The organism is Flavobacterium sp. 1355 (genome assembly GCF_017833415.1).
Taxonomy (GTDB): domain Bacteria; phylum Bacteroidota; class Bacteroidia; order Flavobacteriales; family Flavobacteriaceae; genus Flavobacterium.
The window spans coordinates 160,861-184,083 of record NZ_JAFICC010000006.1 but is presented as its reverse complement, the minus strand read 5'-3'; the positions used below and the strand labels follow the sequence as shown (position 1 = coordinate 184,083).

Below are 23,223 nucleotides of genomic sequence, written 5' to 3'. Positions count from 1 at the left end.
TGACTCATAACCTTGTAAAAGTTGGAAACTTTGACAAAGGTTAACACAAAGTTTGTCATTCCGAGGAACGAGGAATCTCACTCGAAACTCGACAATGATTGGCGTCTTTCTTTACGAAATTAATAGTGCGATTCCTCGTTCCTCAGAATGACAACTGCCCTAGAAAGCATCTTATAACATCGACTGCCCTAGCCCTGATAGGAGCGGTATCCTTTTTCTTGCTCCTTTAGCAAGAAAAAGATATAGCGGATAGCAGGAACAGCTTCAAAAATTAATTATTATCGTTTATATTTGCAATTCGATATAAAACACTGATTCTATTTTAATCTAAAATCAGAAATCTAAAATCTAAAATTAAAATGAGACACACAAAGGTTAAAGACTTATTAAACAGTACTACGACGCTACAGGAAGTGAATGCAAAAGGATGGGTGAGAACTTTTAGAAATAATCAGTTCATCGCGCTTAATGACGGTTCTACCATTAATAATATACAATGTGTTGTTGATTTTGAAAATACACCGGAAGAGACTTTAAAAAGAATCACTACCGGAGCTGCGGTTTCTGTAATTGGAACTTTGGTTGAAAGTAAAGGTGCGGGGCAGAAATACGAAATTCAGGTTACTAAACTGGAAATTCTTGGAGATTCTGATGCGGAGAAATTCCCAATGCAGCCTAAAAAACACTCTTTGGAATTTTTACGTGAAAATGCACATTTACGTGTACGTACAAATGCTTTTGGAGCAATTATGCGTGTGCGTTCGGTATTGTCTTTTGCGGTTCACAACTATTTCCAACAAAAAGGTTTTGTGTATGTAAACACGCCAATTATTACGGGAGCTGATGCTGAAGGTGCCGGCGAAATGTTTCAGGTAACTTCACTTCCACTAGATAATTTACCAAAAAATGAAGAAGGAAACATTGATTTCAAAAAAGATTTCTTCGGAAAACATACGAACTTAACCGTTTCGGGACAATTAGAAGGAGAAACTTTTGCAATGGCTTTGGGACAGATTTATACTTTTGGGCCCACTTTTAGAGCAGAAAATTCAAATACTTCCCGTCACCTTGCTGAGTTTTGGATGATTGAGCCGGAAGTTGCTTTCAACGATTTGGATGACAATATGGATTTGGCTGAAGATTTTATTCAGTATGTAATTAAATATGCTTTAGACAATTGTCAGGATGATTTGAAATTTTTAGAAGGAAGACTTTTAGAAGAAGAAAAATCAAAACCTCAGGCAGAAAGAAGTGAAATGAGTTTGTTAGAGAAATTGAATTTCGTTTTGGAGAACAACTTCAAACGTGTTTCTTATACAGAAGCGATTGATATTTTAAGAGATTCAACTCCAAATAAAAAGAAAAAATTCAGTTATATCATTGAAGAATGGGGAGCTGATTTACAATCTGAACACGAGCGTTATTTAGTTGAAAAACACTTTAAATGTCCGGTAATTTTATACGATTATCCGGCAAACATTAAAGCGTTTTACATGCGTTTGAATGACAACACAGAACCTGGAAGAGAAACGGTTCGTGCCATGGATATCCTTTTCCCCGGAATTGGAGAAATTGTTGGTGGTTCTGAAAGAGAAGAGCGTTACGATGTTCTGGTGGAGAAAATGAAAGCGTTAAACATCGACGAAGAAGAATTATACTGGTATTTAGACACCAGAAGATTTGGTTCTGCGACTCACGCCGGTTTTGGTTTAGGTTTTGAGCGTTTGGTATTGTTTGTAACCGGAATGACAAACATTAGAGACGTAATTCCTTTCCCGAGAACTCCTGGAAGTGCGGAGTTTTAATCTAAGGTTCTAAGATACTGAGGTACTAAGACTCTAAGTTTTAATAAATAGTAAATTTGTTTCAGGTTTCAAGTTTCAGGTTGTTGGACGTTCCGCAACCTGAAACCTGAAACTTGAAACTTTTAACAAAAATAAATGCTAAAGCAATTTTTAAATTTAAAATTATCACAAAAATTATCTCCACAGCAAATTCAGCTGATGAAGCTAATTCAATTGCCTACGCAAGCTTTTGAGCAACGTTTATTAGAAGAAATGAACGAAAATCCGGCTCTTGAAGCTGGAAAAGAAGATGAATACGAAGCAGATGAATTTGCAAATGAAGATTACGATGATTATGATGATGCAGAATCGGACAGAATTGAAGCAGACGATATTAATATTGATGAATATTTAAGCGACGACGATACTCCTGATTACAAAACACAGGTTAATAATTACGGAGATGAAGAAGAGCGTGAAACTCCTTTTGCTTCTCCGATAAGTTTTCATCAGGATTTAATTAATCAGCTGAATACTTTCATTCTGAATGATGAAGAACGCGAAATCGCCGAATTCCTTGTCGGAAGTATTGACGACATGGGTTATATCCGCAGAAGCGTTCCGGATATTGTAGACGACATGGCTTTTACTCAGGGTATTTATACTAACGAAGAGATGGTCGAAAAAATGCTTCATGTCATTCACGAACTGGAACCTTCGGGAGTTGGAGCGCGCGATTTGCAGGAATGTTTGTTGTTGCAGTTAAAGCACAAAACACCGACCGAATATGTTGATCTTGCGATTGATATTATCGAAAACCAGTTTGATGCTTTTACGAAAAAACATTACGATAAACTTTTACAGAAATATGCGGTTTCGAACGAACAGCTTAAAAAAGCGATTCATGAAATCGAAAGACTAAACCCAAAACCAGGCGGCTCTTATACGGGAAACAATAAAGTAACAGAAAATGTGGTTCCGGATTTTGCGATCAGAATTGTAGATGGCGAATTGGAACTGACTTTAAACGGAAGAAATGCTCCTTCCCTGCACGTTTCTAAAGATTATCAGGAAATGATGCAAACGTATAAGGATTCTCGCGATAAATCGACAGCACAAAAAGATGCTGTTCAGTTTATAAAGCAAAAACTGGATTCGGCAAAGTGGTTTATCGATGCGATAAGACAGCGTCAGGAAACACTTTTTGTAACAATGAATGCGATTATGCATTATCAGGAAGAATTTTTCTTAGACGGCGACGAAACCAAGCTAAAACCAATGATCTTAAAAGACATTGCTGATATGGTTGGTTTGGATATTTCGACTATTTCACGTGTTGCCAACAGCAAATATGTTGAAACGCCATACGGAACAAAACTGATTAAAGAATTCTTCTCTGAAGCCATGAAAAATGATCAGGGAGAAGATGTTTCGACTTTAGAAATCAAAAAGATTCTTAAGAATACTATTGAAGAAGAAGATAAAAGAAAACCGCTTCCGGACGATCAGTTGGCCGAAATCTTAAAAGAAAAAGGATATCCGATTGCCAGAAGGACTATTGCTAAATACAGAGAGCAGCTAGACATTCCGGTGGCAAGAATGAGAAAGAAGATTTAATTTTTATTTTTTGTGACTAATAAGTTTATTTATATCTAATAGCAAACCTAACAGGTTTTGAAAATCTGTTAGGTTTTTTTATGCCTTGACTACAAACAACAAACCCGACAAATTTTTAAACTTGTCGGGTTTTTATGTATAGAATCTTCTAATTATTTATACTGATCTGGCATAATTGTTACTTTAAACAAAAAAACTTTCTTTTTGTCATTATAACTGTAAACCAAAGTAAAATCATTATCTCTAAAAACCTGCAGCCCGGGATTCGCTTTTGCTGTACTTATCAGACTTTTTTCTATTTCCTGCTTTATTACATCAACTTCAGCAGTTTCTTTTACTACATTCACTAAAGTCAGATTATACTGAGCAACTTGTTTTTCGGGCAAACTTACACTGTCTAAACGAATTCCTTCCTGAATAGTCAAAGGACAGTTTTTATTATATTTATCGACTAATTCTGTTATTTCAGAATTTACCTCATCTAAATTTTTGTAAAAATAAAATTGAATAAATCCAACTAAAATCAATGCGGCCCCAATTGTAACTAATAACCAAATATTCTGTTTTCTTTTACTTTTTTTTTCCTGCATGATAAATTTTAGCTAAAACTATTATTTAGAAATTAAATGGAAATTACTTTTCCTGATTTTTTTTCATCGCATTATAATATGCAGCACGGCTCAACGGCTCATATTCTTCGGTTTCACCAAGCATAACCAATTTGTCATTATCGGTTTTTCTAAAACTATAATTGGCGAGGTTTCCTGTTCTTGTGCAAACAGCATGAACTTTGGTCACATATTCTGCAGTTGCCATTAGTGCCGGCATTGGCCCAAAGGGATTTCCTTTAAAGTCCATATCTAAACCTGCAACAATGACACGAATTCCCTGATTGGCCAAATCATTGCAAACGGTAACAATTTCATCATCAAAAAACTGGGCTTCATCAATTCCGATTACATCGCAGCCTTGTGCTAAAATAGCAATATTGGCAGCTGCAGGAACTGGTGTTGAGCGAATTTCGTTGGCATCGTGTGATATCACCATTTCGTCATGATAGCGGGTATCAATAGCAGGCTTAAAAATTTCGACTTTTTGTTTGGCGAATTGAGCACGTTTTAATCTGCGGATTAACTCCTCGGTTTTACCCGAAAACATTGATCCACAAATAACTTCAATCCAACCAAATTGTTCTTTGTGATTTACTGTATTTTCGAGAAACATTTTGTATTTTTCTACCTTTAAAGATGAATAGTTTTTATTACTTTGTACTAGTAATAATTTGACGCAAAAAATTACTGTTTTTACGTTTTTTCAAAAGTAGAAAAATTTTATCAAATCGAAGATTCGCAAACGCTTATTAACAGAAATAAAAAAATATTTACGCGAATTTACTTCAACAATTAAGACATTCGAAAACACAAATATACTAAAGCACCGTATTCACTATAATTTCAACAGTTATGAAAAAAAAATTGGAAGCCGATTTAATCAGCATTGCTCATCGAATTTTAAAACTTAAAAATAAATCCGATATCAATCAATTGTATCTTGAAACACAGAAATTATATGAAAAACTGGCGGTACTGAAATTTGTTGATGAAAATTTCGACGAAGTAAAACCAACCATCGGACGTGGTGAAGTAGAATCTAAAATTGAAACCATTTTTGATAAAGAGGAAATTGTTCCGGTTAAGATTGAAACTGACGAAATAACTCCGGTTGAAGTTGAAAAAACAGTAATTGAGCCTGAAACTGTTTCGGAGCCGAAAGTTGCTGAAGAGAATCCCGTTGCTATTGAAGAAACACCCGAAGAAATAATTACCGAACCAGTTGCAGAAACTATTGCTGAACCATTTGCAGAAGAGATGCCACAACCAACTACTACAGAAAAAGAAGAGCCAATTGAAGAAGAGAAAAAAGAAAGTGCAGAAGAACTTTCGTTTAGAACAACAAGTGATTTGAAACCGATTCCGGATTTTAAACCTGCATTTGAATTAGAAACGGAAGAAATAAAGGAAGAACCAAAAGTGGAAACTCCTGCAAAAGCAGATGCTGTACATATTTCTTTTGAAGATATTTTGGGAGTAAATTATGTCGATGCTCAATTTGTAAAAGTAGACGATTTTGAAAGTGTTCCCCCTAAATCATCCTCTATAAATGATCTTAATGAGAAAAAGGTTCCTGTTGATACAATTTTTGAATCGGCAAAACCAAAGACAGTTCCGTTAAACGAAAAATTAGCAAAAGGTTTTCATATTGATCTGAATGACAGAATTGCTTTTACCAAAAATCTTTTTGGGAACAGTACAGAAGATTACAGCCGTGTTTTAAATCAATTATTAACTTTTGGCTCTTACAGTGAAGCACTAGATTTTATAGAAAATATGGTAAAGCCGGATTATAATAACTGGGAAGGAAAAGACGATTATGCAGAGCGTTTTCTGGGAATTATCGAGAAGAAATTCTCATAAACACAAATTTCACAGATTTACACTAATTTGTTTTCGTGAAATTTTCAGCATTTAAATATTCGTGCTAATTCGTGAAATCTGTGTTTAATATTAAAATTAAATATGTCCAAATTATATATAGTTCCCACGCCAATTGGTAATCTTGAAGACATGACTTTTCGTGCGATTCGGATTCTCAAAGAAGTCGATTTGATTTTGGCCGAAGATACCAGAACGAGCGGTAAACTCCTTAAGCATTTTGAAATCGGCACACATATGCACAGTCATCATATGCATAACGAGCATAAAACAACTGAAAATCTGATTTCAAGATTAAAGGCAGGCGAAACTATTGCTTTAATTTCAGATGCAGGAACTCCGGCCATTTCTGATCCCGGATTTTTATTGACGCGTGCCTGTGTCGAAAATAAAATCGAAGTTGAGTGTCTTCCCGGCGCAACAGCTTTTGTTCCCGCTCTGGTAAACAGCGGACTCCCAAACGACAAATTTGTTTTTGAAGGTTTTCTGCCTGATAAAAAAGGCCGTCAGACTCGTTTTCTGGCTCTGGCCGAAGAAACAAGAACGATGATTTTGTATGTGTCCCCGCATAAATTAGTCAAAACTCTAGCTGAATTTATTCAGTATTTTGGAGAAGACAGACAAGTTTGCGTTTCACGAGAATTATCAAAAATGCACGAAGAAAATGTACGCGGAACTGCAAAAGAAGTTTTAGCACATTTTGAAAAAACAGCACCACGAGGCGAAATTGTCGTTGTCGTTGCCGGAAAAACAATAACAAAAGAACCTAAGAAAAGTAAATTTTCTAAGGATGAAGAAGAATAAAAATATTTTCGCCACGAATTACACAAATTAGCACGAATTTAATTAGTGGAAATTTGTAATTCGTGGCAAAAAATTAAGCCAATAATTATGAGCATTCAAGCCTTTTTAGAAAAAGTAAAACAAACTCCAAACGAAATAACATTTCCTGAAACTATTGCAGTAATTGAGGAAAATTACAATTTTACGCCAACTGCTTTCCAGAATGGAACACAGCACAATACAGCCGGAGAAAATTCTGGTTCTTGTAAATTATTTTCTTTTGCCAAATTGCAAAACTTAAGCAAAGAAGAAACTTTAGCCTGCTTTGGAGCTTTTTATTTTGAAGAAGTTTTAAAAGATCCAAACGGAACAAATCACCAAAACATTAGAAATTTCATCAACTTAGGCTGGGACGGAATTCAGTTTGAAGGAAATGCGCTCGAGCTGAAGTAAAAAACAAATTTTGCCACAGATTTCACAGATTAAAAAAAAATAAATATCAGATAAACGATTTTGATTCTTCAATCTAAAATCTATCCCGATGCTTCGGGACTAAAATCTACAATAAAAAAATGCGTTGGACATTAAAACCAAAACCTTCTGAAGATAAAGTCAAACATTTGGCGCAGGCCTTAAATGTAGAAGATTTTGTAGCAACACTTTTGATTCAGCGTGGCATCGAAACTTTTGAAGACGCCAAAAACTTCTTTCGGCCTTCTTTAGAGCATCTTCATGATCCTTATTTGATGAAAGATATGGATAAGGCGGTTGCCCGAATAGAACAGGCGATTGAAAATCAGGAAAATATTTTGGTTTTTGGCGATTATGATGTTGACGGGACCACCGCTGTTTCGCTTGTTTCATCTTATTTAAAATCGCATTATCCAAATATTGCCACTTACATTCCGGATCGTTATGATGAAGGCTACGGAATTTCTTTTAAAGGAATTGACTTTGCCGATGACAATGGATTTTCTTTAATAATCGCTTTAGACTGTGGCATCAAATCTATCGATCATATCGCCTACGCGAAAGAAAAAAATATTGATTTTATTATTTGCGATCACCACCGTCCTGGAGAATTTCTTCCTGATGCAGTTGCGATTTTAGATCCAAAAAGAGAAGATTGTTCGTATCCGTATGATGAATTATGCGGCTGTGGTGTAGGATTTAAACTCATACAGGCTTTAGGAAAAAACCGGAACGAAACAATCAAAGATCTTGTTTCTTATCTGGATTTGGTAGCTACGGCAATCGCAGCTGATATTGTGCCTATGACAGGTGAAAACAGGGTTTTGGCCTATTTTGGATTACAGGTAATCAACAGCGATCCACGACCTGGAATTAAAGCTTTGATACATCAGGTAAAAAAGAAAGTTCTGGATATCTCCGATGTTGTTTTTATTATTTCCCCAAGAATAAATGCTGCCGGAAGAATAAAACACGGAAACCATGCTGTTGAGTTATTGACCGAGTTTGATTTTGAACAGGCACAGCAATTTGCATCAGATATAGAACATTATAATGCTGACAGAAAAGATTTGGATAAAAGAATAACCAAGGAAGCTTTTCAGCAAATTTTGCAAAATAATGAAGAAGAACGTTTTTCTACTGTTGTTTTTCAGGAAGACTGGCATAAAGGTGTAATTGGAATTGTAGCTTCCAGACTGATTGAAACCTATTATCGTCCTACTTTGGTTTTTACCAAAAGCGGTGACAAATACGCGGCTTCTGCCCGATCGGTAAAAGGTTTTGATGTTTACAATGCGTTGGATGCCTGTTCAGAACATCTGGAACAATTTGGCGGTCACATGTATGCTGCGGGAATGACTTTAAAAGCTGAAAATTATCAGCTTTTTAAAGACGCTTTTGAGAAATGTGTACAACAAACCATTCAGCCCGAAATGCGAACTCCGGAAATTGAGATTGATGCAGAAATAAATTTCAATGATATAACTCCAAAGTTAATCCGGATTTTAAAACAATTCGAACCTTTTGGCCCTCAGAATATGACACCGGTTTTTATGACTTCTGATGTAAAAGACACTGGTTATGCGAAAACTCTGGGTGCTGAGGAAGAACATTTAAGACTTTTCGTCAAGCAAAACAACTCCGAAGGAATTGCCGCAATCGGCTTTGGGCTCGGAAAAAAATTAGACATAGCAAAAAATCAAAATCTGTTTCAGCTCGCTTATACTATTGGCGAAAATGAATGGAACGGAACTGTTTCAACACAGCTTATGCTGAAAGACATTAGAACAAATGGAAGAGATTAAATCAAACAAGCGCGATCCGTATCAGGCACTGCGTTATAAAGAATTCAACGTATTTTTATTATTGCGTTTTGCAATGGTTTTTGCCTGGTCAATGCAGTTTATTGTAATTGAATGGGAGGTTTACAGTTTAACCAAAAATCCGCTTTCGTTGGGAATTATTGGGTTAATGGAAGTTATTCCTGCCGTTTCAATGGCTTTATTTGCCGGACATATTGTAGACCAAAAAGAGAAAAAAGGATTATTGATAAAATGTATTTTAGGATTTTCAGTAATCAGTTTTGGATTATTTTTATTGACCTGGCCTAAAGTGGTCAGCGGCTGGTCTTCAACTGTAATTTTATATTCAATTTATACATTAGTGTTTTTTGGCGGATTGGTCCGTGCTTTTCTTGGGCCAACTATCTTCTCTCTTCTATCACTGATTATTCCTAAAAAAGTATATCCAAATGCTGCAACCTGGAGCAGTTCGGTTTGGCAGATTGGGGCTGTTATGGGACCTGCGCTGGCGGGTTTTTCAATCAACTGGATGGGTGTTCACTGGTCAATGTGTATCGTATTCGGATTCTCACTTCTTTCCTTAATTGCTTTGTCGCAAATCAGTAAAAAACCAATCATAAATCCAAAAATCGGAGAATCAATAAAAGATAGTCTTACAGAAGGTTTGACTTTTGTATTTAAAAACCAAATTGTTTTAGGTGCTTTGTCGCTTGATATGATTGCTGTACTTTTTGGAGGTGCGGTAGCGTTATTACCTGTATTTGCACAAGACATTTTAAAAGTAGGTTCTGAAGGTTTTGGAATATTAAGAGCTGCTCCTGCTGTAGGGGCATTTATTACGATGCTCGTTTCTGCTTATGTGCCTTTGTACAAAAATGCAGGAAAGAAACTTTTGGTAGCCATATTTGTTTTTGGATTATCCATCATCTTATTTGGACTTTCTACGTCCTTCTGGCTTTCTGTTTTCGCTTTATTTTTAAGCGGACTTGCGGACGGAATTTCTGTAGTGATTCGCCAAACTATACTGCAGCTTAAAACTCCTGATCATATGCGCGGGCGTGTTGGTGCTGTAAATTCAATTTTTGTTGGATCTTCTAATGAATTAGGTGCTTTTGAAAGCGGTGCTACTGCCAAATTAATGGGAGCTGTAACTTCAGTTGTTTTTGGAGGAAGCATTACACTTTTGACCGTTATAGTGACAGCATTAAAATCGCCAACTTTTAGGAATTTAGATCTTCATAAAGATATGGAAGATCATAGCAAATTGGAATAAATGAAATCTTTTTTTCTTTGTTTATTTTTAGTAATGTCCCTTTTCGTAAATGGACAAAACCTTTACATCAAAACATACGGAAACGAAAAGAATAAACCTGTAATTTTTATTCACGGTGGTCCAAGCGGTAATGCCACTTTATTTGAAGGGACGACAGCTCAAAATCTGGCCGACGAAGGTTTTTATGTTATTGCTTATGACAGAAGAGGCGAAGGTCGATCTGTAGATCCTGACGCAAAATTTACCTATCAGGAAGCTTTTCTGGATCTAAACTCGATTTATAAAAAACATCACTTAAAGAAAGCAGTCCTTATCGGCCATAGTTTTGGAGGATTGGTTGCAACACTTTATACTGAAAAATATCCACAGAATGTTAGTGCTTTAGTTTTGGGTGGTGCCTTATTTTCGCAACAGGAAACTTATGATCATATTTTAAATTCCTTAAAAGCAAAATACGTTAATAATCACCAACAGCTAAACAAAATAAGTGCTGTAGAGAATTTAAATAAAAAATCAGCTGAGTACAGAAAAGGATGTTATGATTTAGCAGGTGAAAATGGTTATTTTAAAATGCCTAATCCTACTGAAGATTCAAAAAAATTATATGCTCATTATGAAGCAAGCGAGTTTTTTAAAACCAATATTCGAAATAAAAATGCTCCGCTTGTTTTTTATAAAAATGAAAAACTAAACAACATTGACAGCAGGCCTTTTTTAAAAAATATAAAAGCCAAAGGCGTTCCTGTTTTTGCAATTTATGGAAAAGATGACAGAATTTTTTCGTCGGCACAAATTGATTCAATGAGAAATTTAGTTGAAGAAAATCATTTTGCATTTATTGAGAATTGCTCGCATTATTTGTTTGTAGACCAACAAAATGTGTTTATTTCTAATTTTAAAAACTGGGTTGGCAAAAATTGATACAAACTTCACTCTGTTAACAGCAATGTGTTTATTTACAGTTAATTATAATTTTACAATAACGTAATGATATAAGCAAAATTAAATTCATGCAATATTACGTTCGCAATTTACCTTATACCATCGATCCAAATCGCCAATTTTTTAACTGTTTTTATTATCTTTTTATTTAGAACTAATATAAATAATAATTATATTTGTTGAAATATAAAGATATACAATGAGAGAAATTGAACAAATATATCATAACAATTTAGGGATAGCCTTTTACTGGAAAAATGGAAAAGAAGTTATATCTGAAAAAGTACAGTTGGTTTTTAAAGAAACCGGTTTTTATTTTACTGTTCAGGAATTGATTCAGTTTTGTGATTTGATAGAAGACAGTATGATAGAAAATGCATGCTGTGAAGCGTGTGAATTAAAATATTCCTGCCATAAATTTCTATTAAAAACACCTTGCCCTCAAATTGATTTAGCCGTTTCTATGACAGAATTAAAATCTATTAAGGATTTGATAGAAGGTTCAATATTCAGAATTGAATTAGATGAATATGTTTACGGCGCAGGATTAAACTAAGAAGCATTCTAAATTATTTAACACTAACTTTTCATTATATAAATATATTTTAGATTTACACTAAAAAAAGTATATTTACCTTAATGAAAAAAACCGGATTTCTATTTGTGATCGCTTTTTTGGCAGTTCTCCTAACAAACTGTACCAATAAATCTGATGAATATATCGACCCACGAGGGACTGATTATGCAGGTTCTGAAAGCTGCATTCAATGTCATCAGACACAATATGACATGGCTTTAAAAAGTTCCCACTTCAAAGCAACTGCTCCCGCCATTCCAGGAAATGTTTTAGGAGATTTCGATAAAGGAAATCACATTTTCATTTATGATAAAAATACCAAGTTAGCTATAGAAAAACGCAACGACAGTCTGTACCAGGTTTTGTATAAAAACGGAAAAGAAGTTGAAGCCCATTCATTTGACATTGTATTTGGAATTAAACATGCCCAAACTTCTGTTTTCTGGCGCTACAGTAACACTTACGAATTGCCAATATCCTATTACCACTCCATAAAAGGCTGGGCAACAAGTCCGGGTTTTCCTGCTGACAAACCTTATTTTGACAGAATGGTGGTTAAAGATTGCTATTCTTGCCACGCTTCAAATGCCAGCAGCCGCAGTGTTGAGCAAAATTCTGCTGAAAGAAATTTTATATCAATGGATGTTGAAGATATAATTGATCCTAAAACTATAGTTTATGGAATTGATTGTGAACGCTGCCATGGTCCGGCTAAAAAACACGCCGAGTTTCATCTTAAGAATCCAAATGTAAAAGTTGCCAATAGCATCACTAGTTTTAAAAATTTAAGCAGACAACAAAAATTAGACGCCTGTGCGCTTTGCCATGGTGGAAATGACGGAATGAAAATGAAATCGCGTTTTGATTTTAAACCTGGGGATAATCTTTCAGAATTTTACAGAAGTACAAGAAGCATAACGGACACAACAACTTTTGATGTTCATGGAAATCAATTCCGTTTGATGGCACAAAGCAAATGTTTTGTCAATAGCGAAAAAATGGATTGCATTACGTGCCACAATCCACACGAAAATGCTTCTAAAAACTTAACTTCTTATTCTAAAATTTGCATGAGTTGTCATCAAACTGGTATAAAGCATTCTGAGAAAACACTTAAAACAATGTCGGGAAGTTTATTGGCCAATAATTGTGTAGAATGTCATATGCCGAAAAAATCATCGGGTGCGATTAAATTTCAGCTTTCTGATAGTAAACAATTGTCAAATTATATTTTGAGAACACACAAAATCGCAATTTATCCGACAAAATAAAAAGCAACTATTTTTCGAATTTTTTAAGTTCAAAAGTTTCGCCATCAAAGACACCGTAAGTAAAGTAACCAATCCAGTCACCAAGATTTACATATTCTGAATGATTCCCGACAGGAATAATCATTGGTAAATGGCGGTGCCCAAAAATAAAGTAATTATAATGTTTGGTTTCGAGTTTACGTTTGGCATACAGAACCAGCCACTCATTTTCTTCTCCTAAGAATTTTACATCTTCGTCCCCCGAAATCAATTTATTTTTTACCGAAAGATATTGTGCCAAACGAACACCAACATCCGGATGAAGCCAACGAAAGAGCCATTTTGAAAACGGATTCGTAAATACCTTTTTCATTCTTTTATACCCTTTGTCACCCGGCCCTTTTCCGTCACCGTGCCCTATTAAAAAGGTTTTTCCGTTAAAAGTAAATTCCTTATTATCATGATAAACCGGAATATTCAATTCTGTTTCAAAATAATCATTCATCCACAGATCGTGATTTCCAACAAAAAAATATATCGGAATTCCGCTATCGCGAATCTCAGCCAGTTTGCCCAAAACACGAACAAACCCTTTTGGAACAACCGTTTTATATTCAAACCAAAAATCAAATAAATCACCCAATAAAAAGATTGCTTCTGCATCTGCTTTTACCTCATCAAGCCAGGCAACAAATTTTTGTTCGCGCGGAAAACTCAACTCAGAAGTTGGAGCACCAAAATGTTGATCTGAAGCAAAATATACTTTTTTCATGGGAGGAGTTAAGAGTTATGCATTAGGAAGTTAAGAGTTATTAGTTAGGAGTTGTACGTTACGACGTGTAACTTTCAACATTTACATCTAACTTTTTTTTTACTGATTATCACTTGCATACCATTCTGCAAACGAAGATTCTGTTTCCTGTAGTTTAAGTGAGAAAAGTGAAATTCCATCAGGAAGGCGTGCTACAATTCTTTCGGCAAAATCAACCACCATATTTTCGCTTGTTGGCTGATAATCTACTAAGATAACATGGTGACCACGATTTTTCAGTTCATTGGCCAATTCGATATGTGGAGTTGTTTCATTAAAAACCGTTGCGTGATCAAACTGATCTACAATTTCTTCTTTAACAATTTTCTTCAAATCCGAAAAATCAATTACCATTCCAAATTTTACATTATTCCGATCTGTAATTGGCGAACCAATAACCGTTACCGATAATTTATAACTATGCCCGTGAACGTTTTTACATTTTCCGTCGTAGCCGTACAAAGCGTGCCCGGTTTCGAAATTAAATTGTTTTGTAATTCTGATTTTACTCATCGATTGAAATTTAGGTTGCAAATTTACAAATTAATAACCGTTTAAATAATAAATTCCAAATAAAGAAAAATCCCAAATTCCAATACTATGAGTTCATATTGGTATTTGGAATTTAAATATTTGGATTCCTTTTTTTACTTCTTAAACTGCATCAAAGCCTCTCTTGCAAAATCAGATAACACTAATTTACCTGTAATGGCAGCTCTTTCAAAAAGTATCGATTCCCATTGTTCTGTTCCTTCCCAGATAATCTTCTTCATTTCGTACAATCCTTCGGGATTATATGAACTTAATTTTTTAGCAAAATTCTGAACGTCATTATCTAAATTATTGGCATCGCTCAAAACAGAATAAAGCCCTTTTTGCAAAGCCCATTCTGCCGATTTCCAGTCCTGTGCTGCTAATGTCATTTCTGTCATAGCTGTTTTACCAATTTTACGCGAAACCGCCGGTTCGATAACAAAAGGCCCAATCCCAATTGCAAGCTCAGACAATTTTACATCGCTTTGCGGAGTGGCAAACACATAATCGCAAGTGGCAATAATTCCGACACCGCCCCCAACAGCTTTTCCCTGCACGCGGCCTATTATAATTTTAGAACAGTTTCTCATTGCATTAAGCAAATGCGCAAATCCTGAGAAAAATTCTGTTCCCTGTTCTTCATTTTCAACAGCAAGCAGCTCATCAAACGAAGCTCCCGAACAAAAAGCCTTATTGCCTTCACTTTGCAAAACAATCACAGAAATTGTTTCGTTTCTGCTTAACGAATTGATTTCTAAAGTAAGGCGGTCCAGTAATTCTCTTGGAAAAGAATTGCTGGCCGGATGACCAAACTGAACTGTTGCAATAGCATTTTGAATAGTAGTTTCTAAAGATCCTTTCGGGTTTTCTGAACTCATAAAATAATTTTAATCGTAAAGTTACGATTTTGTAAAATATTTTCCCGCAATGCGATTTGAAATTTGTTTTTTGAAAATTAATTGACTTAATTTGCTGTCAGTTATGGGGGATTAGCTCATTTGGCTAGAGTATCCCGATTGATCGGGATGGTGACGGTTCGAACTTCATAACTAAAAAAAAGGGGGATTAGCTCATTTGGCTAGAGTACTTGCCTGGCAGGCAAGGGGTGACCGGTTCGAATCCGGTATTCTCCACAATACAAAACCCTTGTAAACTAATTTACAAGGGTTTCTTTTTTACATTTGACTTTTACTATTTCTCATTAGCCGAATCCTCAGCATTAATCTCGTCCTCATTTTCTTTCTTGAAATCATTATTCAATAAATCGGTCAGTTTCTCTTTTTCACGCTGATTTTTTCGAATTGTAATCACAACTATTATCAAAACAATCACTGCCACAACCCCTAATATTCCCCAATTGATATCCATAACTTTAATTTTATATTAAAAATAACGTTTTTGATATTTATACACATTATCAAAAGGTTAAGAGTTATTTTTCTTCCTGAACGAACAAACAAAAAATACCTTATTTTGACATTATAAAACCTGCTGACAGCTAAATCTCATAGCGTCTTTTATTTCTTTTGCACCCAAAAAGTTTTCTTGAATTTAGTTTCATTTTTAAATATTTCTGAATTAGTACACTGAAATTATAAGACACAACATTCATAAAAACAATTCTTTTAAGCTGTAATTAAAATTACGGCTTTTTTTATTTTAAACTTACCCTTTCGCTTTTAATCTTCCATAAGTTATTTCTCCCCCAACTTTTAGTAGAACCCAATTAAAATTTATATTTTTAATAAACGTAAATTTTAGAGGTATTCAATACCAAACACTAAAACGACACCAAAAACCACAACATAATGAAAGTAAAAACATATGCACTATTGGCTGCCATTCTTTTATTAGTTTCTGCCTGCGATAAAAAACCACCTCCAAAAACAACTAAATCTCTTGTCTATAAAAATACCGAAATCAAAACCGATTCGATTCAGGAAGAAGAGCAAGAGCCAAGAAAAGAAAGCATCAACTTATTTACTTTAATGCCAAAAGACAGCACCGATATTGCTTTTGTTTCCATGTCTGACATTTATAATTTAGACGGAGGCAATGACACAGTTGCAATGCCCATTATCGCAAAAATGGACAAAAAAGCGGCAGAATATTTTCTATTAGAAAACAAATACAGAAAAAAATTTCTGTCTCAAACCCATATTTCAGAATACGATTCTCTTTTTGTTTATGATTATGCCAAAAACAAATTGGCTTCTTTTCCTGTAAAAAGCCTAAAAACTACTGCCATGATAAATGGTTATGCATCCTCCGAGGATTTCCCTTACTCCCCTTCTGACTACATGCTTGGCTTTGAAATTAATAAAAAACACCTCAACGAATTTAGCGAATATTACAGAGATGCCCTTGTATATGTGGGCAAAGAAAATCCGTTTGCAAAAGAACGATTAACACCTATTGCCTGGAAAAAAATTACAGCAAAAGAATATCCTTCAAGACCAGTAAAAAAAGAAGACCAAAGATTGCTCAAAAAGACTGTTCCCGGCAATACCTATTCGTTTAAGACAAACAGCTACCAATATTTTCTACAGAATTATGTAGACAATCGCAAAAATCTTTATGCCAGACGTCTGCTGGTTGTCGATTCTAATACAAAAGACATAATAATTGAAAAACTCTACAGCCAGAGCGAAGGTACCTCTCCTTCTCCTCTAAACTACGAAGAAGGCGAAGATACTGTTAACCAATGGACTGGCAAACTTTTTAAAGATAAACCGCAGGTCGTTTTTGGCTTTCTGTACGAATCATTCGGATGTCCGGGAATTTCAATTATCGACAAATCAAACGAAGAAATTTATCTGCAATGCGACAACCGCCATTAATTAATTGAGAAAATAAGAAGCAGAAAATCTTCGTTTTCAAAAGACCTTTAGTCCCGCTGTACACTCTATCTTTTATGGCTCCCGAAGCCTCGGGAGCCATAAAAGGATGCCGTTTCCATCGGGGCTAGATTAGAAATTTTGTTTTCAGAAGTGGTTTAGAAAAACCGTTTACAACATAACTAAATTTTCAAAATACCAAAATTAACCTTAATTGAAAATACTATGAAAGTATCTTTCTGGCTTTATTGTTCTGACCTAAAGGTGTCATTTGATTTTTATCAAAAAGTTTTTAATCTCAAAAATGATACTTTCATAAATAACACAAAAACCTTCTTTGCGCCTCTTGGCAATCATGCAGAATTAAAAATTAGCACGCTGCAAAAACCCAGTAATGAACAGAATATCGAAATAAACGAAGCCCCTGTAGAAGATTTGTACGACATCTTTATAAAAAACAACCTCCTGCAAAGCGAAGAATCTGACATAGCAAAAATGCCCGCAGGTACATTTTCAGGTCCTTGGGATTTTCCTGGAGGAAAAGCACTTTTCTTAAAAGATCCCGATAATCATTTTATAGTTTTTATGGAATGGTAATCTAAAAAATAAAACAGATGTTGTAGACTTTTCAAACTTGCCAGATTCTTATTCTTCGAAATAAACCAAGTATTTAAATTACTAAATTGTATGAAAAATTGTATTTTTATCGTTTGCAAACGCTATAACGTATTTTGCAGAAACAAGTCTGTTTTTTACTTAAAAACAATTTTGTAAACGTTTTTTAAATACCTTTGAATTATGAGCACAGCAACAAAACCAAATCATATCGGGCGAAAAATAAGCCGTATTCGTGAACTCCGTGACATGAAACAAGAAGCTTTGGCACAAGCTTTAGGAACAAACCAGCAAGCAATATCGGCTATAGAAAACAGCGAAACTATAGACGAAGAAAAACTTGTAGAAATAGCAAAAGCTCTTGGCGTAACTCCGGAAGCAATAAAAAGTTTTTCAGATGAAAATATGATCAATTATTTTAACACATTTCATCATAGTCAAGGAAATTTTCAAAGCAATCATTGTACTTTCAATCCTCTTGACAAGGTTGTTGAACTTTATGAACGTTTAGTTCAGTCTGAAAAAGATAAAGTTGAATATTTAGAAAAATTATTAAAAGGGAAATAATTCTCCAATTATATATCAAAAGCCATTCTAAACTAGAGTGGTTTTTTTTAGTTTAAAGTTTTTAAACTCTTAGTCAACTAATCTTGCCAATCATTATCACTAAGAAGTGGAGAGATTTTCCAAGTCAGAAAAAATGCATAAAAGTTGCGATAGTTTAAATTGTAATTTGCATTAAGTTAAAGTCTTAATATAGTTTTTAACCAACATTAAATTTTGAAATTGATTTTGTAACGAATTTGACATACTTGCAATTATTGGTCTAGTATAAATATCATTAGAAAGATTTCCTTCATAGACTTCATCTGAAAGACACTCTTTATAATCATCTTTGACAAATTGTAAATAGTTAGAAAAAGTCATTTGTTGGAAAAATAATTCATCATGACATTGGTTGCTTTCAATATATTTTTCGAGCAAATCTTGAATTTCTAATGACATCTTTTGATTCACTTTAAAGCTAACTTTCAAACTTTCCATTTCTTCATTTGGCTCGCTAAACTTTATCTCTTGTGGCTTCTGACTTTGGACATATGTCGCAATAGCAATAAAGAGACCAATTAGACCAATAATAATTTCAACAGTCATATTAAGATATTTTTATTCTAACAATAAAAGCGTTCTATTTATTAATTCATTTTTGTATTTCAAAACGTCATCTACACTATTTAATAAATATTCATTGTTTTCGATTACAATTTTCAATTTTGCATCAGTAAAAACCAATTTACAAATCACCTTTTTTAAATTATCATCAACGCTGATATTAAAAAAACTTTTAAAATCTTTAAAGAAAATTCTTTGACTCGGAATCTTTTTATTTTGTATTAATAAAGTTCGAATAGTATGATAAGCCTGAATCTCTGTTTCAGTTGTTATAATTCCACCAGTATTTGAGGTAGACTCATTAAGAACTTTTTTTTCATACAATGACTTTAATAATGCTGAATTGATCATTTTTATCATTTTAACCTGAGTTTCTTCGGTGAATTTTGTTTTAAAATTCATATCCCGATGAATGATTTTCAAAAAATCTTTTGAAGGAGCAATTAACTCTTTTAGCAAAGTAGCTTCAAAATCTTCAGCGAAAACACATTCCTGAGCCGTTTTTATAATTTCTGTAACAACAACATATCTTTTATCAAACTTAACTAGAGTTTCTAAGTCTTTATCTGAATAATTCAGTAAATTAAAAACAAAAAAAGCTTTATTATCAATTACATTTGGCTGCAAAACATCCGAATAAAATCTATACTCAATTCCGTTAGTTAGTACAGCTATTCTGGAATTTTTAGTATTGTTAAAATATCCATTCAACTGTCCGGCTTCTTTGTCACTAAGTCTGCTATTATATTTTTTTGCTTCAATTAAAATTGTATCCTTTTTGTTTAATAAAATAGCATAATCAATTTTCTGACTTACACGCTCTCCAAAATCTGCATTGTATTCTGGAATTAAATCATTAGAAACATAATTTAGAAGATGAAAAAAAGGCTCAATTAGAAATTTACGAGTTTGAGCTTCGTTGGTACATAATTCTATTGCATCATCAATTTTAAAATTTTCTAGTATTTTTTTCAATTGATTAATGGATTGTCTCGGAATGTTCGTGGTCATGTTTTGGTGATTTGTTAGTTAGATAAATTGAAACTAAGCTAATGAAAATAAAGCAATAGTAATGTTTTAAAAATCATTACTTTAAAACGAAACAAATATCTTCATTTGTCTGATAATCCTATTACGGAAAACCACATTACTAAAGTCTGGATCAAAAGTAATATTTTATCAATCTAATAAGCTGCGTACTTTTACCTGAAAAACAATTCTTGTAGAGCTGCTTACGAAGATTTCTCCTTTCGTCGAAATGACAATATTGAGTAAAAAACTCAGAACCTTAGCACCTTAGAATCTTAGTATCTTAGTACCTTAAAAAAAACCTACCTCAACAAAAAGCCCAATCTTATTGACCCAAAGAAATATCCTGAACTTGTATCATTCACATCGCCTTCTAATTCTCTGCCGCGGTAGATAAAGGAATATGACATATTGAAGTTATTGTGGCGGTATTTTAAACCTGCTTCGGCATTGAAACGAAGTGGTACCAAATCAAAAGTGATTGGACTTGTATCGTTAAACATGCTTCCTTCAATTGTTGCATCATAAAACTGATAATTGACGCTTGGCATGGCGTAGAAATAAAATTCCCTGATATTGGGCTGTGCCTCTGCACTTACAGAAGCATCATGAAGATTAGAATCATAAACCGGCAGCAGTTTCTTAAAACCAATTCGGGTTAAAAATCCCGTTGAAACGCCTGTAAAAATAGTTCCAAGATTTGCTTCTGACTGAAAATGAAGATCAATAAAATCATTGTGTTTTGACGGAAACATTTTTTTGGAATACACTACATGTGCCTGAACCGCAAAAGCATTATGAAGCTGGTTTTCCCAGCCATATACTTTTTTATAGCCTATAAATTTATGAAATCCAACTTGTGTTTCTTCACCCAAAGCATTTGGCCCTATAAAACCCAATTGAAAATCGGTTTTTAAAACAGATTCACTTTGGTAAAAAAAACTTCTTCCGGCTTCTGCAAAAAGATAAGCTGTAAAGGGGCGATCGTTTACATCAACCGCTTCTTTATTTATAAATCTTGGATTATAAATATATTGCCCGATACGAAATTCAGTAATTTTTTTATTGATTTTGGTATTTTCATTTTTGGACAAAAACCGATAAAAAAATTCCAGACCATTGGTATAATACATGTCATTCTTAGACGATGTATATAAATCGTTGTCGGTTATAAAACCTATTTCAGTAGTTTTTCCTTGTCCAAAAATAAATGTCGATGTCAATATTAAGAGCACAAGAAAGGCTTTTTTATTTCCCATCATAATTTATTTTTCCGACAGCGCGCATTTCACGAACAATTCTTTCCTTACGTCTGTTGATATAACTTGAAGACCCTGTTGCTTTAAATTTTCTCGGATTTGGTAATATAGCGGCAATTCCGGCTGCCTGCATTGGGGTTAAACTAGAGGCATCACGGCGGTACCAGTGTTCAGTTGCAGCATATGCTCCGTAAACCCCGTCTCCCATTTCGATGCTGTTCAGGTAAACTTCCATGATACGTTCTTTGCCCCAGATTACTTCAATTAAAACAGTAAAATAAGCTTCTAAACCTTTCCGAAAATAACTTTTTCCCTGCCATAAAAAGACATTTTTGGCTGTTTGCTGTGAAATCGTACTCCCGCCACGAATTCTGCGGCCGCGTTCGTTACTTTTATATGCTTTTTGAAGTGCTTTAAAATCAAATCCATTGTGAGATAAAAATGTTCCGTCTTCACTTGCAATGACTGCTTTTTGCAGGTTCTTAGAAATCTTATCGATTGGTTCCCAGTCATGATCAAAATAGACTGTTTTTCCGTCTAATTTATTTTCGATTGCCCGAATCAGCATTAGCGGAGTGAAAGGAACTGGTATATATTTGAATAGTATAACAGACCCGATGGAAAGTCCGAAAAACCATAAAAATAATTTTATAAAAAGCCATTTTACTTTATCTCCAAAAGATCGATTTGATTTCTTTGGGGAAGATTTTGGCTTAGGCTTACTTGATGTTGTTTTTGGTGCTGGTTTTTTTACTGCCATTATATTAAATCTGCTAATTCTGTTCCTATTAAACTTCCAATTGCGACTCCCATGCCGCCCAGGCGTACTCCACAAAATACGTTTTCAGACAATTGTGTCACTACAGGATTTTTACTATTTCCTACTCCCATAATACCGCTCCAGCGGTGAGCGATCTGAAATTCCTGATTTGGTAAAATTACGTTTTTCAGCAAATCTTCCAATTTATTTTGAACAATTTTGGTTTGCCCAAATTCGGTTGTGGTTTCTGTTTCAAAATCCAGGTTTCGTCCTCCGCCGAGTAAGATTCTGTCGCCGATGTTTCTAAAATAATAATATCCTCTGTCCAGATGAAAAGTACCTTTTATATCCAAATTCGGAATTGGTTCTGTAATTAGAACCTGTGCCCTGGCCGGCAGAACGGCTCCTTTTGTTAGAGCATTTGCAAACCCGTTTGTTGCAAAAAGTATTTTTTTTGAAGTAAAGCTAAAATCATTCAAAACCACTTCTACCCCATTTCCCTTATCCAGATAAGAAGTAACAGTTTGCTGATTTAAGATTAGGATATCTGCCGCAATAGCTTGTTTTAGCAACTCCTGCATCATGTTTCCCGTATCGATCTGGGCTTCAAAAGGATTAAAAATTAAATACTCCTCAATATTTTTAAAACCAAACCTATCAACCTCTTTGCTAAAAACATCTGCTTTAAAAAGTGGTTTCAGGATTTCGTTTATAAAAGGTAATTTGCTTACACAGTCATTAAAACCTATTTCATCTTCTTTCAGAAATACTTCGTATCCTCCGTGGGGTTTAAAATCGATTGCTATATCTCCTAATCTTTTTCGCAGCAATTGCAGACCCCGCCAGCGCTTTTCGATTAGCTGTACTACGTCTTCTTCAGAATGTGTTTTTAGATCATCTATAATTTCAGAAAGGCTTCCAAAACAGGCAAAACCGGCGTTTTTTGTACTTGCTCCCTGTGGCAGCATTCCTTTTTCTAAAACCAGAATTTTTGCATTCGGAAATCTTTCGCGCAGGCGTAATCCTGCATGCAGGCCTACAATACCACTTCCTACGATTGTGTAATCTACATTTGTAAACCAATTTTTAAGTTCCCAGTAACTTAATTCCATCTTCAGACATTTTTATAAAAATAATGATTTTTTGCACCAAAAATAAATTTCAATTTTAAAATTCCAAATTCTGAATTCAGGTTTTTAAATTAATTCGTGAATCAG

At 34.4% G+C, this 23,223-nt stretch carries 24 protein-coding genes and 1 tRNA gene; 14 read left to right on the top strand and 11 right to left on the bottom strand.

All coding sequences use genetic code 11. From position 1 onward, the window contains the following. Positions 1 to 359: 359 nt before the first annotated feature. Complete coding sequence (asnS, locus tag JOD96_RS09575; RefSeq protein ID WP_209564056.1) at positions 360 to 1,805, top strand: asparagine--tRNA ligase; 1,446 nt, start codon at positions 360 to 362, stop codon at positions 1,803 to 1,805. A gap of 135 nt (positions 1,806 to 1,940) precedes the next feature. Then, the gene (gene rpoN, locus JOD96_RS09570) at positions 1,941 to 3,401 is read left to right on the top strand and encodes an RNA polymerase factor sigma-54 (protein WP_209564055.1); all 1,461 of its coding nucleotides are present in this window, start codon (positions 1,941 to 1,943) and stop codon (positions 3,399 to 3,401) included. A 152-nt stretch (positions 3,402 to 3,553) separates the two neighbouring features. Here the strand turns inward: rpoN and JOD96_RS09565 are convergent, their stop codons facing one another. Together JOD96_RS09565 and JOD96_RS09560 are read right to left on the bottom strand one after the other, a co-directional pair. Further along, the gene (locus tag JOD96_RS09565) at positions 3,554 to 3,991 is read right to left on the bottom strand and encodes a hypothetical protein (RefSeq protein WP_209564054.1); all 438 of its coding nucleotides are present in this window, start codon (positions 3,989 to 3,991) and stop codon (positions 3,554 to 3,556) included. Between the two features lie 43 nt (positions 3,992 to 4,034). After that, a complete protein-coding gene (locus JOD96_RS09560; protein ID WP_209564053.1) occupies positions 4,035 to 4,625 on the bottom strand; it encodes a thymidine kinase in 591 nt (196 codons plus the stop codon). A gap of 239 nt (positions 4,626 to 4,864) precedes the next feature. On the opposite strand from JOD96_RS09560, the gene JOD96_RS09555 reads away from it, so the two are divergent. The 8 genes from JOD96_RS09555 (at position 4,865) to JOD96_RS09520 (ending at position 13,012) form a co-directional block, all read left to right on the top strand. Continuing rightward, the gene (locus JOD96_RS09555; protein ID WP_209564052.1) at positions 4,865 to 5,875 is read left to right on the top strand and encodes a hypothetical protein; all 1,011 of its coding nucleotides are present in this window, start codon (positions 4,865 to 4,867) and stop codon (positions 5,873 to 5,875) included. Positions 5,876 to 5,977: 102 nt separating this feature from the next. Further along, entirely contained in the window at positions 5,978 to 6,697 is a 720-nt protein-coding gene (gene rsmI / locus JOD96_RS09550; protein ID WP_209564051.1) for a 16S rRNA (cytidine(1402)-2'-O)-methyltransferase, read from the top strand. A gap of 87 nt (positions 6,698 to 6,784) precedes the next feature. Further along, a complete protein-coding gene (locus JOD96_RS09545) occupies positions 6,785 to 7,129 on the top strand; it encodes a HopJ type III effector protein (RefSeq protein ID WP_209564050.1) in 345 nt (114 codons plus the stop codon). A 119-nt stretch (positions 7,130 to 7,248) separates the two neighbouring features. Further along, the gene (gene recJ / locus JOD96_RS09540; RefSeq protein WP_209564049.1) at positions 7,249 to 8,952 is read left to right on the top strand and encodes a single-stranded-DNA-specific exonuclease RecJ; all 1,704 of its coding nucleotides are present in this window, start codon (positions 7,249 to 7,251) and stop codon (positions 8,950 to 8,952) included. Next, positions 8,939 to 10,222 (top strand): MFS transporter, encoded by a 1,284-nt coding sequence (locus JOD96_RS09535; protein ID WP_209564048.1) that lies wholly within the window; start codon positions 8,939 to 8,941, stop codon positions 10,220 to 10,222. The genes recJ and JOD96_RS09535 overlap by 14 nt, the downstream gene beginning before the upstream one ends. Continuing rightward, positions 10,223 to 11,143, top strand: coding sequence for an alpha/beta fold hydrolase (locus JOD96_RS09530; protein WP_209564047.1), 921 nt, complete (start codon positions 10,223 to 10,225; stop codon positions 11,141 to 11,143). 220 nt (positions 11,144 to 11,363) lie between these two features. After that, positions 11,364 to 11,720: a hypothetical protein gene (locus JOD96_RS09525; protein WP_209564046.1), complete on the top strand. Its 357-nt coding sequence runs from the start codon at positions 11,364 to 11,366 to the stop codon at positions 11,718 to 11,720. A gap of 83 nt (positions 11,721 to 11,803) precedes the next feature. After that, entirely contained in the window at positions 11,804 to 13,012 is a 1,209-nt protein-coding gene (locus tag JOD96_RS09520) for a cytochrome c3 family protein (protein ID WP_209564045.1), read from the top strand. Positions 13,013 to 13,019: 7 nt separating this feature from the next. Here JOD96_RS09520 and JOD96_RS09515 read toward each other — a convergent pair whose 3' ends face one another. From JOD96_RS09515 to JOD96_RS09505, 3 genes are all read right to left on the bottom strand, one after another. Then, the gene (locus tag JOD96_RS09515) at positions 13,020 to 13,763 is read right to left on the bottom strand and encodes a UDP-2,3-diacylglucosamine diphosphatase (RefSeq protein ID WP_209564044.1); all 744 of its coding nucleotides are present in this window, start codon (positions 13,761 to 13,763) and stop codon (positions 13,020 to 13,022) included. Positions 13,764 to 13,862: 99 nt separating this feature from the next. Then, on the bottom strand, positions 13,863 to 14,315 hold the full coding sequence (locus tag JOD96_RS09510) for a 6-pyruvoyl trahydropterin synthase family protein (protein ID WP_209564043.1): 453 nt from the start codon (positions 14,313 to 14,315) through the stop codon (positions 13,863 to 13,865). A gap of 134 nt (positions 14,316 to 14,449) precedes the next feature. After that, positions 14,450 to 15,214 (bottom strand): enoyl-CoA hydratase/isomerase family protein, encoded by a 765-nt coding sequence (locus tag JOD96_RS09505; protein WP_209564042.1) that lies wholly within the window; start codon positions 15,212 to 15,214, stop codon positions 14,450 to 14,452. 181 nt (positions 15,215 to 15,395) lie between these two features. On the opposite strand from JOD96_RS09505, the gene JOD96_RS09500 reads away from it, so the two are divergent. Further along, a tRNA-Ala gene (locus JOD96_RS09500) sits at positions 15,396 to 15,469 on the top strand. A 58-nt stretch (positions 15,470 to 15,527) separates the two neighbouring features. Here JOD96_RS09500 and JOD96_RS09495 read toward each other — a convergent pair. Beyond that, positions 15,528 to 15,704: a hypothetical protein gene (locus JOD96_RS09495; protein WP_209564041.1), complete on the bottom strand. Its 177-nt coding sequence runs from the start codon at positions 15,702 to 15,704 to the stop codon at positions 15,528 to 15,530. Positions 15,705 to 16,144: 440 nt separating this feature from the next. Between JOD96_RS09495 and JOD96_RS09490 the strand changes: the two genes are divergently transcribed. From JOD96_RS09490 to JOD96_RS09480, 3 genes are all read left to right on the top strand, one after another. Next, on the top strand, positions 16,145 to 17,176 hold the full coding sequence (locus JOD96_RS09490; RefSeq protein ID WP_209564040.1) for an oxidoreductase: 1,032 nt from the start codon (positions 16,145 to 16,147) through the stop codon (positions 17,174 to 17,176). A gap of 222 nt (positions 17,177 to 17,398) precedes the next feature. Then, the gene (locus JOD96_RS09485) at positions 17,399 to 17,770 is read left to right on the top strand and encodes a VOC family protein (RefSeq protein WP_209564039.1); all 372 of its coding nucleotides are present in this window, start codon (positions 17,399 to 17,401) and stop codon (positions 17,768 to 17,770) included. 201 nt (positions 17,771 to 17,971) lie between these two features. Then, positions 17,972 to 18,355 carry a helix-turn-helix domain-containing protein gene (locus JOD96_RS09480; RefSeq protein WP_209564038.1) on the top strand — a complete coding sequence of 128 codons (384 nt, stop codon included), beginning with the start codon at positions 17,972 to 17,974 and terminating at the stop codon, positions 18,353 to 18,355. A 171-nt stretch (positions 18,356 to 18,526) separates the two neighbouring features. Here the strand turns inward: JOD96_RS09480 and JOD96_RS09475 are convergent, their stop codons facing one another. From JOD96_RS09475 to JOD96_RS09455, 5 genes are all read right to left on the bottom strand, one after another. Continuing rightward, positions 18,527 to 18,940 carry a hypothetical protein gene (locus JOD96_RS09475; protein ID WP_209564037.1) on the bottom strand — a complete coding sequence of 138 codons (414 nt, stop codon included), beginning with the start codon at positions 18,938 to 18,940 and terminating at the stop codon, positions 18,527 to 18,529. 12 nt (positions 18,941 to 18,952) lie between these two features. Next, complete coding sequence (locus tag JOD96_RS09470; RefSeq protein ID WP_209564036.1) at positions 18,953 to 19,969, bottom strand: type I restriction enzyme HsdR N-terminal domain-containing protein; 1,017 nt, start codon at positions 19,967 to 19,969, stop codon at positions 18,953 to 18,955. 320 nt (positions 19,970 to 20,289) lie between these two features. Continuing rightward, positions 20,290 to 21,246 carry a lipid A deacylase LpxR family protein gene (locus tag JOD96_RS09465; RefSeq protein ID WP_209564143.1) on the bottom strand — a complete coding sequence of 319 codons (957 nt, stop codon included), beginning with the start codon at positions 21,244 to 21,246 and terminating at the stop codon, positions 20,290 to 20,292. Then, complete coding sequence (gene mtgA, locus JOD96_RS09460) at positions 21,236 to 22,006, bottom strand: monofunctional biosynthetic peptidoglycan transglycosylase (protein ID WP_245188382.1); 771 nt, start codon at positions 22,004 to 22,006, stop codon at positions 21,236 to 21,238. Before mtgA ends, JOD96_RS09465 begins: the two co-directional genes overlap by 11 nt. Continuing rightward, on the bottom strand, positions 22,006 to 23,118 hold the full coding sequence (locus JOD96_RS09455; RefSeq protein WP_209564035.1) for an NAD(P)/FAD-dependent oxidoreductase: 1,113 nt from the start codon (positions 23,116 to 23,118) through the stop codon (positions 22,006 to 22,008). The genes mtgA and JOD96_RS09455 overlap by 1 nt, the downstream gene beginning before the upstream one ends. Between the last annotated feature and the right edge of the window lie 105 nt (positions 23,119 to 23,223).